A 15,369-nucleotide genomic window follows, 5' to 3' on the forward strand; every position below is an offset into this window, starting at 1 on the left:
CTCCAGAGCGTCTATCCTTATTGGTCAGGTTCTTCCCTACTGAAGGAGTTTATAGATGTCTTTAGAAAAAGTGGTTTATCGTGCTAAAGCAAAAGCAACCGGTGGCCGTGATGGTCGTGCCACCTCCTCTGACGGCGTTCTGGATGTAAAACTTGGCGTACCCAAAGAGATGGGCGGTGCTGGCGGTGAAGTCACTAACCCGGAGCAGCTTTTTGCCGCAGGTTATTCAGCCTGTTTCCTTGGCGCGCTGAAACATGTTGCCTCGGTAGAGAAAAAGAAAGTACCGCAGGATGCTTACATTGAAGGGCAAGTTGGCATTGGCCCGCTACCGACCGGTTTTGGTATTGAAGCGCAGCTGGATATTCACCTGCCGGGCATGGATCATCAGGAAGCTGAAGCGCTGGTGCAAAAAGCCCATATTGTGTGTCCTTACTCCAACGCAACGCGTGGCAATATTGACGTAAAACTTAACGTGATCACCTCCTGATAGCGCCTTTTAGTGCTAATTTTCTGACACCAGCCATGTATTTATAAAATATATGGCTGGTTAAGCTTTCCGCATGACACTTTTCCGCCCCGCTATGGTCTACTTACCACGCTTCAGAAGTTTCCGGTGTTAACTTCCGCTGCTAATTAATAGCCTGCCTGAGTCAGGTTTTTTCCCTTTAGTTGTCGAGTTGCTTGCATGAGTTATATCAAAACAATGACGCAGCAGAAGCTGAGCTTCCTGCTAGCGCTATATATCGGTCTGTTTATGAATAGCGCGGTTTTTTTCCGTCGGTTTGATGGATATGCGCAATCCTTCACTGCGTTGAAAGGTATCTCTGCAGTTGTCGAACTCGTTGGGACGGTACTGGTCACTTTCTTTTTATTACGTCTGTTGTCGCTGACGGGACGCCGTATCTGGCGCGTGCTGGCTTCGCTGGTGGTGTTGTGTTCCGCAGGTGCCAGCTACTACATGACATTTCTCAATGTGGTGATTGGCTATGGCATTATTGCTTCGGTAATGACCACGGACATCGATCTTTCTAAAGAAGTGGTGGGCTGGCAGCTTATTGCCTGGATGGTGGTCGTGAGCGCCCTGCCGTTGTTGCTGATTTGGGGTAACCGTTGCCGCTTTACATTGCTGAACGAGCTGCGTACGCCGGGGATGCGCATTCGCAGCCTGGGGCTGGTGTTGTTGGCGGGGTTGCTGGTCTGGGGGCCAATCCGCCTGCTGGACATGCAGCAGAAACAGGACGAGCGGACGTCAAAGGTTGATATGCCGAGCTATGGCGGGGTTGTGGCGAACTCTTATCTGCCGTCAAACTGGCTTTCTGCGCTGGGGCTGTATGCCTGGGCACAGGTGGATGAATCCTCCGGCAATAAATCGCTGATCAACCCGGCGACGAAGTTTACCTATGTCGCGCCAAAAGATATCGATGATACCTGGGTGGTATTCATTATTGGCGAGACCACGCGTTGGGATCATATGGGGCTGCTGGGTTACTCCCGCAATACCACGCCGAATCTGGCAAAGGAGAAGAACCTCGTGGCGTTTCGCGGTTACTCATGTGACACCGCGACCAAGCTCTCTCTGCGCTGTATGTTTGTCCGTGAAGGCGGCGCGGAAGATAACCCGCAGCGCACACTGAAAGAGCAAAACGTCTTTGCCGTGCTTAAACAGTTGGGCTTCGCCAGCGATTTGTACGCTATGCAGAGCGAGATGTGGTTCTACAGCAATACCATGGCCGACAACATCGCTTATCGCGAGCAGATTGGCGCCGAACCGCGTAACCGTGGCAGAAGCGTGGATGATATGCTGCTTATCAATGAAATGCAGAATTCGCTCGACAATAAATCCGCAGGTAAGCATTTGATTATTATGCATACCAAAGGCTCACACTTTAACTATACCCAGCGTTATCCGCGCAGCTTTGCGCAGTGGACACCGGAGTGCGTCGGCGTCGATGACAAGTGCAGCAAAGCAGAGATGATCAACTCCTTCGATAATTCCGTCAGCTATGTGGATCATTTTATTGATAGTGTGATTGATAAGATGCGCGACCGAAAAGCGATCATCTTTTATGCCTCTGACCACGGCGAGTCGATCAATGAAAAGGAACATTTGCACGGTACGCCACGCAAAATGGCGCCACCGGAGCAGTTCCGTGTGCCGATGATGGTGTGGATGTCCGACAAGTATCTTGAGGATCCGCAAAAGGCGCAGATGTTTGCCCGGCTTAAACAGCAGGCCGCGTTTAAAACGCCGCGTCGTCAAGTTGAACTGTACGACACTATTATGGGTTGCCTCGGTTATACCTCGCCAAATGGTGGGATTAACGAGAACAATAACTGGTGTCATTTACCGACTCAGGCGGCGAAGTAAGCGCTCTGCTGGCTTTATCGCCAGTCAGTATGCTTTTTTACACCAGGGGATTGACGGGGTAACACCACGGCAGTAATATGCGCCCCGCATTCGGTGATTGGCGCAGCCTGGTAGCGCACTTCGTTCGGGACGAAGGGGTCGGAGGTTCGAATCCTCTATCACCGACCAAATTCAAAAAAGCCCAACCGCAAGGTTGGGTTTTTTGTTTTCAGCCCTCAAAAAGAGGATGAGAACTTCCGGGGGAAGAGGTGCGACTCGAGCATCGCGAGAGAACGTTGCTTCAGCAACGGCCCGCAGGGCGAGCCACCTCTATCATCGACCATAAGGTTGGTTTTTTGCTTTCTGCGCTGCATTCTGAAAATAGCCTGATGGCCGCTTCGTCTTACCGCACTGGCGGGAACCCGTAGAGCAGATAACCACAGCACTATTCGATGAAATTATCAAAAATCTCCGTTATCCCCATTTCTCGCTGCCAGTTCACAATTTTGTACGATATTCCATTGTATTTTTTTATATATGTTTGGATCTTTTTTCGCGTTGCTTATGGATAATCGCAGCATTTTTCGCTGTGCGTTTTAGCGTTCACGGCATTAATCGCTCAGATAATCATCATTCTGCAAGAAATTTTTCATAATCTGCATTAAACTTAATCACTGCCTCAGTGTGGTTAATAAGCGAATTATTCTGCTATTTAGGTAGTAGCACAAATTTCCCTGCTGAAAATAGAGGCTTGAAGTTTTTTTAAACTTTGTTTGTCGATTCTCACCGTCGATGTAAATCCCGGTTACCTGTATTGACGTTTTGACATTCTGTTGACAGATTGTAGGGCATGAGGGGCATTTCAAGGAGAATCTGCACTGCAACTCAGTCAACCTTGTGAAAGGAATCCCCATCTCTCATAACGCCCTCGGGCACAACCGACCAGACCGGGTAAAAAACTAATAAAGGTCTGTCGGACATACCCACTGCATGGGTAACAACACATATCACATTGGAGCAGAATCAATGAGTATTTCCTTGAAGAAGTCAGGGATGCTGAAGCTCGGTCTTAGCCTGGTGGCCATGACCGTCGCGGCAAGCGTGCAGGCTAAAACCCTGGTTTATTGTTCTGAAGGCTCGCCTGAAGGCTTTAACCCACAGCTTTTCACCTCTGGTACCACCTATGATGCCAGCTCCGTACCGATTTATAACCGTCTGGTGGAATTCAAAACCGGCACCACGGAAGTGATTCCGGGACTGGCTGAGAAGTGGGATATCAGCCCCGATGGCAAAACCTACACTTTCCATCTGCGTAAAGGCGTGAAGTGGCAGGACAACAAAGATTTCAAACCGACACGCGATTTTAACGCGGATGATGTGGTGTTCTCCTTCGACCGTCAGAAAAACGATCAGAACCCGTACCATAAAGTTTCTGGCGGCAGCTACGAATACTTCGAAGGCATGGGCCTGCCTGACCTGATTAGCGAAGTGAAGAAAGTCGACGACAATACCGTTCAGTTCGTGCTGACCCGTCCGGAATCGCCGTTCCTGGCCGACCTGGCGATGGATTTTGCTTCCATTCTCTCCAAAGAGTACGCGGACAACATGCTGAAAGCCGGTACGCCGGAGAAAGTGGACCTCGACCCGATCGGTACCGGCCCGTTCCAGCTGGTGCAATACCAGAAAGATTCCCGCATCCTGTACAAAGCATTTGACGGTTTCTGGGGCACCAAGCCGAAAATCGATCGTCTGGTATTCTCCATCACCCCGGATGCGTCCGTACGTTATGCCAAACTGCAGAAAAACGAGTGCCAGGTTATGCCATACCCGAACCCGGCAGATATCGCTCGTATGAAGCAGGACAAAAACATCACACTGATGGAACAGGCTGGCCTGAACGTTGGTTATATGTCCTTCAACACCGAGAAGAAACCGTTTGATGACGTGAGAGTGCGTCAGGCGTTAACGTACGCGGTGAACAAAGAAGCGATCATCAAAGCGGTATACCAGGGCGCTGGCGTGGCGGCGAAAAACCTGATCCCGCCAACCATGTGGGGCTATAACGATGACGTTAAAGACTACACCTACGATCCTGAAAAGGCGAAACAACTGCTGAAAGAAGCTGGTCAGGATAAAGGCTTTACTGTTGAATTATGGGCAATGCCCGTACAGCGTCCGTACAACCCGAACGCTCGCCGTATGGCTGAGATGATTCAGGCTGACTGGGCGAAAGTCGGCGTACAAGCCAAAATCGTGACCTACGAGTGGGGTGAATACCTGAAGCGCGCGAAAGCGGGCGAACACCAGGCGGTCATGATGGGCTGGACCGGCGACAATGGGGATCCGGATAACTTCTTCGCCACCCTGTTCAGCTGCGCAGCGGCGAAAGACGGTTCCAACTATTCTCGCTGGTGCTACAAGCCGTTTGAAGATTTGATTCAACCGGCTCGCGCAACCGACGACCACAACAAGCGTGTTGAACTCTACAAACAGGCTCAGGTAGTGATGCATGATCAGGCTCCGGCGCTGATCATCGCTCACTCCACCGTGTATGAGCCGGTGCGTAAAGAAGTTAAAGGCTATGTTGTTGATCCATTAGGCAAACACCACTTCGAAAACGTGTCTGTCGAATAATAAGTACGATAGCTGCCCTCTCTCCTCTTCGGGAGAGGGGGTAATGTGTTTTCCCTCTGCGGAGGGAATTCCTGTTTGTGAGCAATACAGACGCGACACCGCCAGGCGCTGCGTCACTACTGAGAATCCGGGTTATGTTGCAGTTCATTCTCCGACGTCTGGGGCTGGTTATCCCAACGTTTATCGGTATCACCCTTCTCACCTTTGCCTTTGTCCATATGATCCCCGGCGACCCGGTAATGATCATGGCGGGTGAGCGTGGTATCTCTCCTGAGCGTCACGCTCAATTGCTGGCTGAACTTGGCCTTGATAAGCCGCTTTGGGAACAATATGTCCACTATGTCTGGGGCGTATTACACGGTGACTTAGGCATCTCTCTGAAGAGCCGACTTCCGGTGTGGGACGAGTTTGTGCCGCGTTTTAAAGCGACGCTGGAACTCGGTATCTGCGCCATGATTTTTGCGGTCGCTGTGGGTATTCCGGTGGGCGTGCTGGCCGCCGTCAAACGTGGCTCTATTTTCGATCATACTGCGGTGAGTCTTGCGCTGACCGGCTACTCCATGCCTATCTTCTGGTGGGGCATGATGCTGATTATGCTGGTCTCTGTGCAACTCAACCTGACGCCAGTCTCCGGACGCGTCAGCGATATGGTGTTCCTTGACGACAGCAATCCGTTAACCGGCTTTATGCTGATAGACACCGCCATCTGGGGCGAGAAGGGTAACTTTATCGATGCCGTGGCGCATATGGTTCTGCCAGCCATTGTGCTCGGTACCATTCCGCTGGCGGTGATCGTGCGTATGACCCGCTCCTCTATGCTGGAAGTGCTGGGTGAAGATTACATCCGTACCGCGCGCGCAAAAGGGCTGACCCGCATGCGTGTGATTATCGTGCATGCGCTACGCAACGCCATGCTGCCGGTGGTGACAGTTATCGGTTTGCAGGTCGGCACGCTGTTGGCGGGCGCGATTCTGACGGAAACCATCTTCTCCTGGCCGGGTCTGGGTCGTTGGTTGATTGATGCGCTGCAACGCCGTGACTATCCGGTGGTGCAGGGTGGGGTATTGCTGGTCGCGACGATGATTATCCTCGTCAACCTGCTGGTCGACCTGCTCTACGGCGTGGTGAACCCGCGTATTCGGCATAAGAAGTAAGGGGCCATCATGTCACAAGTTACTGAAAATAAAGTTATTACGGCACCGGTACCGATGACGCCGTTGCAGGAGTTTTGGCACTATTTCAAACGTAACAAAGGTGCGGTTGTTGGCCTGGCTTACGTGTTGATCATGCTGATTATCGCCGTGTTTGCTAACTTCCTTGCACCGCACAACCCGGCCGATCAGTTCCGTGATGCGATGCTGGCGCCGCCGGTCTGGCAGGACGGCGGCACCTGGACGCACATACTGGGTACCGATGATGTGGGCCGCGACACGCTGTCGCGCCTGATGTTTGGCGCCCGTCTGTCACTGCTGGTGGGCTGTCTGGTCGTCTTATTGTCGCTCATTGCGGGCATCGTGCTCGGCCTGGTAGCCGGTTACTTTGGTGGTGTTATCGACAACATCATTATGCGTGTCGTCGACATTATGCTGGCGCTGCCGAGCTTGTTGCTGGCGCTGGTGCTGGTGGCTATCTTTGGCCCGTCGATCGTCAACGCCTCGCTGGCGCTGACATTTGTCGCCCTGCCGCACTATGTGCGACTCACGCGCGCAGCCGTGCTGGTGGAGGTGAATCGCGATTACGTGACGGCTTCCCGTGTTGCCGGTGCGGGCGCGATGCGCCAGATGTTTGTCAATATTTTCCCCAACTGCCTTGCGCCGCTGATCGTTCAGGCGTCGCTGGGTTTCTCGAACGCCATTCTCGACATGGCCGCCCTTGGCTTCCTTGGCATGGGTGCGCAGCCGCCAACACCGGAGTGGGGCACTATGCTCTCCGACGTGTTGCAGTTCGCACAGAGTGCCTGGTGGGTCGTGACCTTCCCGGGCGTCGCGATCTTGCTGACGGTGTTGGCATTTAACCTGATGGGTGACGGCCTGCGTGACGCGCTCGATCCCAAACTGAAGCAGTAAGAGGTTCGAGATGGCGTTATTAAATGTAGATGAATTATCGGTGCACTTCGGCGATGTTGGCTCCGAGTTCCGCGCTGTAGACCGTGTAAGTTACAGCGTGAACCAGGGCGAAGTGGTTGGTATCGTCGGTGAGTCCGGCTCCGGTAAATCCGTCAGTTCACTGGCGATTATGGGATTGATTGATTTCCCCGGCCGCGTAATGGCCGAAAACCTGGAGTTCAACGGTCAGGATCTGAAACGCATTTCGGAAAAAGAGCGCCGTAGTCTGGTGGGCTCCGAAGTGGCGATGATTTTCCAGGATCCGATGACCAGCCTGAACCCTTGCTACACGGTTGGTTTCCAGATTATGGAAGCGATTAAGGTGCATCAGGGCGGGAATAAGAAAACTCGTCGTCAGCGCGCAATTGACCTGCTGACGCAGGTCGGTATTCCCGATCCGGCTTCGCGTCTGGACGTATACCCGCACCAGCTCTCCGGCGGTATGAGCCAGCGCGTGATGATTGCCATGGCGATTGCCTGCCAGCCAAGACTACTGATTGCCGATGAACCCACCACTGCGCTGGATGTGACCATCCAGGCGCAGATCATTGAGCTTTTGCTGGAGTTGCAGCAAAAAGAGAATATGGCGCTGATCCTGATCACTCACGATCTGGCGCTGGTGGCGGAAGCGGCGCACAAAATCATTGTGATGTACGCCGGCCAGGTGGTGGAAAGCGGCGAAGCGAAAGATATCTTCCGCGCGCCGCGTCATCCTTACACCCAGGCGCTACTGCGCGCTCTACCGGAGTTTGCGCAGGACAAAGCGCGTCTGGCTTCGCTGCCGGGTGTTGTTCCGGGCAAATATGACCGTCCCAATGGCTGCCTGCTGAATCCGCGCTGCCCGTATGCAACGGATAAATGCCGCGAGCAGGAACCGGCACTGAACACCGTCGATGGCGGCCGTCAGTCCAAATGTCACTACCCACTCGATGACGCCGGGAGGCCAACACTATGAGTACGCACGAGGCCACCATACAGCAGTCGCTGTTGCAGGCTATCGACCTGAAAAAATACTACCCGGTGAAGAAGGGGATATTTGCCCCGGAACGTCTGGTGAAAGCGCTGGATGGCGTGTCGTTCACCCTGGAGCGCGGTAAAACGCTGGCAGTGGTGGGCGAATCCGGCTGTGGTAAATCCACGCTTGGCCGTCTGTTGACGATGATTGAAACCCCGACTGGCGGCGAACTGTATTACCAGGGGCAGGATCTGCTGAAACACGATCCCCATGCGCAGAAGCTGCGTCGACAGAAGATCCAGATTGTCTTCCAGAACCCGTATGGCTCGCTGAACCCGCGTAAAAAAGTGGGGCAGATCCTCGAAGAACCTTTGCTGATTAATACTTCTCTCAGCAAAGAGGCGCGTCGGGAAAAAGCGTTGGCGATGATGGCGAAAGTCGGTCTGAAAACCGAGCATTACGATCGCTATCCGCATATGTTCTCCGGCGGTCAGCGTCAGCGTATTGCTATCGCCCGCGGTCTGATGCTCGATCCGGACGTCGTGATTGCCGATGAACCGGTTTCCGCGCTGGACGTCTCCGTGCGCGCGCAGGTGCTCAATCTGATGATGGATTTGCAGCAGGATTTAGGGCTCTCTTACGTCTTTATCTCCCACGATCTCTCTGTGGTTGAGCATATCGCCGATGAAGTGATGGTGATGTACCTCGGCCGCTGTGTTGAGAAAGGCACGAAAGACCAGATCTTCTCTAACCCGCGTCACCCGTATACTCAGGCGTTGCTCTCTGCAACACCGCGTCTGAATCCGGATGAGCGTCGCGAGCGCATTAAACTGACCGGCGAGCTGCCAAGCCCGCTTAATCCACCGCCGGGCTGTGCGTTTAACGCCCGCTGCTCCCGTTGTTTCGGCCCCTGCACGCAACTGCAGCCGCAACTGAAAGATTACGGTGGCCAATTGGTCGCCTGTTTTGCCGTCGACCAGGATGAGAACGGCGAGAAACCGCACGCGTAATCCACTGTGCCCGGCAGCGTTCAGGTTGCCGTTGCCGGGCCTGTCATCTTACTCAGAATACGGGCAGTCGATATTTTCCGCCGCTGATAATTCTTATAAACGTTCCGGCTTAATTTTGGAACTTGCAATAAATTTCCCTTAAAAAACGGACGGAGAGATAATTTCAGCAGGAATAATGGGTTAGCGGAATAAAACAGTTTTATGATCCGCAATAGTTATTTCTAAATATTTCAAAAAGTAATAAAAAATTAAAAACGCCATTCCTTTTTCTGGATTATTACTCTTTTAATCAAGTATAAATTAAGATTAATAAATATAAATTTAGTTTAAAATTGGCATTATATCTATAATGCCACTAATTTTTGGGTGTTGATACTTTAATGGCTGTTGTGACAAAAAAAGATGGCACACGCATGGGTATTGTTTATATATTTACCGTAAATAAACATTTAGTTAGCAGTGCTGAAATGCAGCACGTAAAAACAGGCGGAATACCATCGCCGAAACATTATCTTGTACCCACGCAACACAGCACAGCCAAAATAAAAAGACACAACTCGACCAATACCTGGGCGCTGAGATCTTTAGCAGCGGTGGAAAAATATTATCTTGTAAATCATGAGATTAACAATGAATCATTATGATGATTTGCAGAGGTTTAAGGATAAAACCCGCAACCAGAAACACAATTTTAAGGATCTCTCCGCGCAAAACCCTGGCAGCGACCAGGGAAACTGGACGCTGATCCAGCAGCTTTCCCCGGTAACGGATGCATCGACGCTGAGCATGGGCGACCATATTTCTGTTCCCGTCCCGCAAACCGTTGAACCGGATCGCTTTGCCAGCACAGAGAACGCGTCCGCTGCTAACGTCAACGAGCCGGTGCCAACACCAACCCCTTCAATTTTTCAAGCGGTTGCCAGCCAGATTCCGACGGTCATGCCTCCCCCGGCGCATGAGCCCGCCCCGGTGAGAGCACTGACTGCCGGAGGGGCAAAATCGGCCGCCGTCAATTATGCGCAACTCTTCGCCGCTAAGGCACGGGAAGCAAAGCCGAAAACGGAAAAAAACCAGCCATTACACTCCTTGTTAGAAAGGATCGCGTCATGCCGTTGATTTGTGTTTGTTCGCCGAAAGGCGGTGTCGGAAAAACGACCCTGACGGCGAATCTGGCGTACGCGCTGGCCCGTTCAGGCAGTAAAGTGCTGGCGCTCGATTTTGACGTGCAGAATTCGCTGCGCCTGCATTTCGGCGTACCGCTCACGGATGGTCGCGGCTACGTTACCAAAGCGGCGGAGTCGTCGGACTGGAGCCAGTTTGTCCTTACCGCGGGTGGCAATATCTTCGTCCTGCCTTATGGCGATACCACGGAAGAGCAGCGCCTCACATTTGAAGAGCGGCTGGCGAATGACGAGCACTTTTTAACGCGTGGGCTGAATGCGCTTTTGAACTACCCTGGGCTGATCATCATCGCCGATTTTCCGCCAGGGCCGTCGGCTGCGTTAAAAGCCATGTCGCGGCTAGCTGATGTGCATCTGGTGACGTTGTTGGCAGATACGGCATCGCTCTCCCTGCTGCCGCAAATCGAAAACAACCGCCTGACGGGAGAGGTACTCAACCGTAAAGCCGGCCATTATTTTGTGGTCAACCAGAGCGACAACCGCCGTCAGATCAGCCGTGATGTCACCACGTTCCTTGAACAGCGCCTTGGCAACCAGCTTCTGGGCGTGCTGCACCGCGATGAAAGCGTTGCCGAAGCGAACGCCTCACAGCAGTCGGTATTCGATTTTAGCCCGGCTTCTGCAGCGGCTTTCGATATTGAACTCATTGCAAAACGCGTCGCCGGTATTTTAGGCGTCAAAATCGGTGACGGGACGGTTCACAACTCGCCGCGCATGTCTGGTTTCTAACGCTCACGGGCAACCTATGAAAAAGTTTCTTTCTGTTTTGCTGGTGCTGGCAATGGTTCCTGTCGCTCTGCTGGTGGTCATTACGCCAATGGACAGTCAAAAGCAGTATATTTTTGGCCTGATCAGCATCGGCATTTTGTTCCTGCTTGGTTTTTGTAAAAAGCGCAGCATTTCAGTAATTTTGGTCGTAATGTCGGCGCTGCTGTCGACACGCTATATCTATTTCCGCCTGACGCAAACCCTACATTTTAACTCTGAGATTGAAACCCTGCTTGGCATGGGTCTGTTCCTGGCGGAAGTTTATGTCTGGGTGATGCTGTTGCTGAGTTATCTGCAAACAGTGTGGCCGCTGAAGCGTGAACTCGTGCAACTGCCGGATGATATGAGCCTGTGGCCGACGGTGGATGTCTACATTCCGACCTACAACGAACCGCTGGATGTGGTGCGTGATACGGTACTCGCCGCGCAGTGTATTGATTACCCGCGCGATAAGATGAAAATCTACCTGCTCGATGACGGTAAACGCCGGGAGTTTGCAGTGTTCGCCGCCGATGTCGGCGTTGGGTATATCACGCGTGGCGACAACGCGCACGCTAAAGCTGGCAACCTGAACCACGCGATGAAGCTTACCCACGGCGAGCTGATCTGCGTCTTCGACTGCGACCATGTCGCCACGCGAATTTTCCTGCAAGCCACGGTCGGCGGTTTCCTGAAAGATCCGAAACTGGCGCTGGTGCAGACGCCACACTACTTCTATTCACCGGATCCGTTCGAGCGCAATCTGTCGGTAGGCCGTAATATTCCCAATGAAGGTTCGCTGTTCTACGGCCCGATCCAACAAGGTAACGACAACTGGAACGCCACCTTTTTCTGCGGCTCGTGCGCGGTGATCCGTCGCAGCGCACTGGAGGAAATTGGCGGTTTTGCCGTGGAAACGGTCACTGAAGATGCACATACTGCGCTGAAATTACAGCGTCTGGGCTGGGGCACGGCGTTTGTCGATATCCCGTTGGCCGCCGGTCTGGCGACTGAACGTCTGGTACTGCATGTGATCCAGCGTACCCGCTGGGCGCGCGGCATGACGCAGATTTTCCGCCTCGACAATCCGCTGCTGGGGCGCGGGCTGACCCTTCCACAGCGCCTGTGCTACCTGAGTGCGATGCTTTATTACCAGTTTGCGCTGCCACGAATCGCCTTTTTGACCGCGCCGCTGGCTTATTTGCTGTTTAACCTGAACATTATTCACTCCTCGGCTAGTCTGGTCTTTGCCTACGCGCTGCCGCATCTGTTCCTTGCGGTGTACGTTAATTCGCGTCTGAACGGGCGTTTCCGTTATAGCTTCTGGGGAGAGATTTATGACATCGTGCTGGCGTTCCATATTGCCCTGCCGACAATGGTCACCATGCTGTTCCCGAAACGTGGGAAATTTAACGTTACCGATAAAGGTGGCTTGCTGAACGTTGGCTATTTCGATTTCAGCGTGGTGCGTCCGCATTTGATTATCGCGATATTGCTGGCCGCTGGCGTAGTTGCCGGGATTGTCCGCGCCTGCGCTCATGATTATTTTGGCGTTGATCCGCGCGTTATCGCTCTCAACGTTGGCTGGGGGCTGTACAGTCTGATCTTCCTGCTGGCGGCGATTGCCGTGGCGCGGGAAACCCGGCAGACCCGTAAAACAATCCGTATTGATGTCGATATTCCGGTGTTGATCCACTATGCCAGCGGTATTACCTCGCGCAGCCAGACCGCCGATTTATCGATGGGCGGCTGCCGCATCGTGGTGCCGGACGAACGCCATCAGAGCGATGAAATCGAAGAGATTGAACTGTTACTGCAATCGGGTGCAATTGCCATTCCGGTTCGCATCATCGCCAGCGATGCGGAGTATATCCGCCTGATGTTCGACGATATTCCGCCGTCGCGCCGCCGTGAACTGGTGCGCGTGGTGCTTTCCCGTGCGGACGCCTGGATCCATCCGCCGAAACCGCAGGATAATCCGTTCCGTTCGATGTTGACCATTGTGCATAGCGTCTTTGATCTCTTCTGGCTGACCTGGAAATCGCGTCGGGAAAACCGCCGCCTGCAGGCAGAACTGGCGGCGAAGGCGAAGGAGGGCAGCGTATGAAACGTCTGACAACGCTGGCTATGCTGGTCGGTACACTGTTTATGGCGCCGCTGCACAGTGAGGAAACAACGGTTTCGTCGCTGCTACCGGTCGATTTACCCCCGCCGACAACGGCGCAAAGCGCATCGGCTTTTGTGCCATCTGTGGTCAACAGCGTTAGTCTGGCACAGATGGGGCAACCGCAGGGGTTAACCCTGAGCGGTGGCCAGTTCCAGGGCGGCATCGATTTTACCCTGCCGATGGATCAGGTGATTACCAACGCCCGGCTGGCGCTGAATCTGAAGATCTCCCCGGCAATGGCGGCGCGTAATGCTACCCTGCAATTGATGCTTAACGGCCAGCCGCTGGGCACCGTACCGCTGACCGCAACCGATAGCGATTTGTCGCGCTACCAGTTGGATATTCCGGCAGCACTGATGGTTTCCAGCAACAACCTGAGCTTCAAAATCAATGATGGTGATGCGATGCAGTGCCAGCGCGATCTGAACGATAAGTATCGTGTCACCATCCTGCCGGATTCGCGTTTTGAGCTGGAAGGGCAGCAACTGGATGTCGGTGCCGATCTTAGCCACTTCCCGCGCCCGTTTTTCGACAGCATGCAGATGTCGCCGACGACTATTGCGATGGCATTCGGCGCGACGTTGAGCGCTGATGCCATTAGCGCCGGCGCATTGATCTCCTCGTGGATGGGGATCGAGGCCGATTATCGCGGCATCTCGTTTGCGGCGTTTCACGACCGTCTGCCGGAGCAGAACGGCATCCTGATCGGTCACCCCGGTGAGCAAATCGGCGGCCTGACGCTTCCGCAAACCACGCAGCCATTGCTGAAAATCATCGATAACCCGGCGAACCCGGTGTACAAATTGCTACTGGTCGTTGGCAAAGATGAACACGAACTGCGTGCGGCGGCCTGGCGGCTAACGCGGGGCAATTTTCCGCCGCAAACACCTGCACTTGATGTTACGGCGCAGACCATTCCGTTAAGCAAACCCTATGATGCGCCGCGCTGGATCCCAACCAATCGTCCCATCAAGCTCCATGAGTTGATCCGCAAAGATCAAAACCTGACCGTCACCGGGATCTGGCACTCGCCATTGCAGGTGGCGTTTCGCGCTGCGCCAGATCTGTTTTTGTGGGACGGCGAAACCATCCCACTGCATATTGGTTACCGCTTCCCGACGGAAAACTGGATCGACGAGCAGCGCTCCTGGCTGAGTATGACCATGAACGACACTTTCCTGCACAACCTGCCGGTCAATAAACAGGGTGCGCTGGAAACGTTGTGGCGCAAACTGGGCGGCGATGCACGTCAGGAGTCGTTCGATATGCCGCTGGAACCGTACATGATCTACGGCGATAACCAGCTCTCGCTCTACTTCAACATCGTGCCGAAAGAGAATGCGCCGTGCAGCACTTTGCTCAACAACAACATCAAGAGCCGCATTGACGATGATTCATGGATCGATTTAAGCCACACGCGTCACTTTGCGCTGCTGCCGAACCTCTCCTATTTCGTTGGCGCGTCGTTTCCGTTTACTCGCATGGCGGACGCTTCAGAAACGGTGCTGATGCTGCCGCAGAATCCGTCAGAAACGCAGCTCGCCACGCTGCTGGATATGGCTGCGCGATCGGGCAATGCTACCGGGACGGCGCTGGGACATAACCGCGTGGTGCTCGGTGTTCCCACCGGCGGTGGCCTGCAAGAACTGGTGCGCGATCGCGACGTGCTTGCAGTCACTGGCATGGAGCAGCACGACTTCAACCATGCGCTGCTGGCAGGCTCGCCGTTTATCACCCATGACAATACGCTGGGCGTGCGCGCGCCGTCCCTGTGGCAGAAAGTGCAGCGTTGGATGGCGGGCGACTGGGCGGCCGAAGGGCTGGAGGCCGACCGCTACTTCTCCTCTAACGAAGCGTGGCGTGGCTTTATCAGTTTCCGCTCGCCGTGGAACGATGATCGCCTGGTGGTACTGGCGCTGGGTAGCAGCGATGAACAGCTTGCGCACCTGCATAGCGATCTGGCCTCGGCGCGAATTAACGCCGGTATTCGCGGCGATGCCGCCATCATCACCAATGAAAACGGCGTACGCAGCTTCCGCGTCGGCGAACAGTTCCCGAGCGGTCAAATGCCACCGCAGATGATGGTGGTCTGGTATGCAAATCAACATTCAGCGTTGCTGGCCATTCTGGGACTGCTGGTCGGTTCGCTGGCAGGTTGGTTGCTCTATCTGGCGCTGAAAAAGCGTGAGCGTAAACGTCTGGATCCGGAGAACAGCAAGTGAA

Annotated in this window: 12 protein-coding genes, 1 tRNA gene and 1 other RNA gene; all 14 read left to right on the forward strand. The window is 53.8% G+C overall.

Translation table 11 applies throughout. The annotated features are described in order from the left end of the window. Nucleotides 1–55: 55 nt before the first annotated feature. A complete protein-coding gene (locus BM427_RS19005; protein ID WP_007369567.1) occupies nucleotides 56–487 on the forward strand; it encodes an organic hydroperoxide resistance protein in 432 nt (143 codons plus the stop codon). A 198-nt stretch (nucleotides 488–685) separates the two neighbouring features. Further along, nucleotides 686–2,368, forward strand: coding sequence for a kdo(2)-lipid A phosphoethanolamine 7''-transferase (gene eptB / locus BM427_RS19010; RefSeq protein WP_090124216.1), 1,683 nt, complete (start codon nucleotides 686–688; stop codon nucleotides 2,366–2,368). A 91-nt stretch (nucleotides 2,369–2,459) separates the two neighbouring features. Further along, nucleotides 2,460–2,536 (forward strand) — tRNA-Pro (locus tag BM427_RS19015). Between the two features lie 37 nt (nucleotides 2,537–2,573). Further along, nucleotides 2,574–2,690: non-coding RNA, RtT sRNA (locus tag BM427_RS19020), on the forward strand. 683 nt (nucleotides 2,691–3,373) lie between these two features. Then, entirely contained in the window at nucleotides 3,374–4,981 is a 1,608-nt protein-coding gene (gene dppA / locus BM427_RS19030) for a dipeptide ABC transporter periplasmic-binding protein DppA (RefSeq protein WP_090124219.1), read from the forward strand. Between the two features lie 134 nt (nucleotides 4,982–5,115). Beyond that, the gene (dppB, locus tag BM427_RS19035; RefSeq protein ID WP_090124223.1) at nucleotides 5,116–6,135 is read left to right on the forward strand and encodes a dipeptide ABC transporter permease DppB; all 1,020 of its coding nucleotides are present in this window, start codon (nucleotides 5,116–5,118) and stop codon (nucleotides 6,133–6,135) included. A gap of 9 nt (nucleotides 6,136–6,144) precedes the next feature. Further along, nucleotides 6,145–7,047 carry a dipeptide ABC transporter permease DppC gene (gene dppC / locus BM427_RS19040; RefSeq protein ID WP_090124226.1) on the forward strand — a complete coding sequence of 301 codons (903 nt, stop codon included), beginning with the start codon at nucleotides 6,145–6,147 and terminating at the stop codon, nucleotides 7,045–7,047. Nucleotides 7,048–7,057: 10 nt separating this feature from the next. Further along, nucleotides 7,058–8,041, forward strand: coding sequence for a dipeptide ABC transporter ATP-binding protein (gene dppD, locus BM427_RS19045; RefSeq protein WP_090124228.1), 984 nt, complete (start codon nucleotides 7,058–7,060; stop codon nucleotides 8,039–8,041). Further along, nucleotides 8,038–9,051: a dipeptide ABC transporter ATP-binding subunit DppF gene (dppF, locus tag BM427_RS19050; RefSeq protein WP_090124230.1), complete on the forward strand. Its 1,014-nt coding sequence runs from the start codon at nucleotides 8,038–8,040 to the stop codon at nucleotides 9,049–9,051. The genes dppD and dppF overlap by 4 nt, the downstream gene beginning before the upstream one ends. A 380-nt stretch (nucleotides 9,052–9,431) precedes the next feature. Next, nucleotides 9,432–9,695 (forward strand): hypothetical protein, encoded by a 264-nt coding sequence (locus BM427_RS25500; RefSeq protein WP_139234434.1) that lies wholly within the window; start codon nucleotides 9,432–9,434, stop codon nucleotides 9,693–9,695. Then, nucleotides 9,682–10,167, forward strand: a complete 486-nt coding sequence (gene bcsO / locus BM427_RS19055; RefSeq protein WP_090124233.1) for a cellulose biosynthesis protein BcsO — start codon at nucleotides 9,682–9,684, stop codon at nucleotides 10,165–10,167. Before BM427_RS25500 ends, bcsO begins: the two co-directional genes overlap by 14 nt. After that, on the forward strand, nucleotides 10,158–10,961 hold the full coding sequence (gene bcsQ / locus BM427_RS19060; protein WP_090124236.1) for a cellulose biosynthesis protein BcsQ: 804 nt from the start codon (nucleotides 10,158–10,160) through the stop codon (nucleotides 10,959–10,961). Before bcsO ends, bcsQ begins: the two co-directional genes overlap by 10 nt. Nucleotides 10,962–10,977: 16 nt before the next feature. Next, nucleotides 10,978–13,086, forward strand: coding sequence for a UDP-forming cellulose synthase catalytic subunit (gene bcsA / locus BM427_RS19065; RefSeq protein ID WP_090124239.1), 2,109 nt, complete (start codon nucleotides 10,978–10,980; stop codon nucleotides 13,084–13,086). Beyond that, nucleotides 13,083–15,368 carry a cellulose biosynthesis cyclic di-GMP-binding regulatory protein BcsB gene (gene bcsB, locus BM427_RS19070; RefSeq protein ID WP_090124242.1) on the forward strand — a complete coding sequence of 762 codons (2,286 nt, stop codon included), beginning with the start codon at nucleotides 13,083–13,085 and terminating at the stop codon, nucleotides 15,366–15,368. The genes bcsA and bcsB overlap by 4 nt, the downstream gene beginning before the upstream one ends. The last annotated feature ends 1 nt before the right edge of the window (nucleotide 15,369 follow it).

It is taken from the genome of Kosakonia arachidis, from assembly GCF_900116535.1.
In the GTDB taxonomy this organism is placed as follows: domain Bacteria; phylum Pseudomonadota; class Gammaproteobacteria; order Enterobacterales; family Enterobacteriaceae; genus Kosakonia; species Kosakonia arachidis.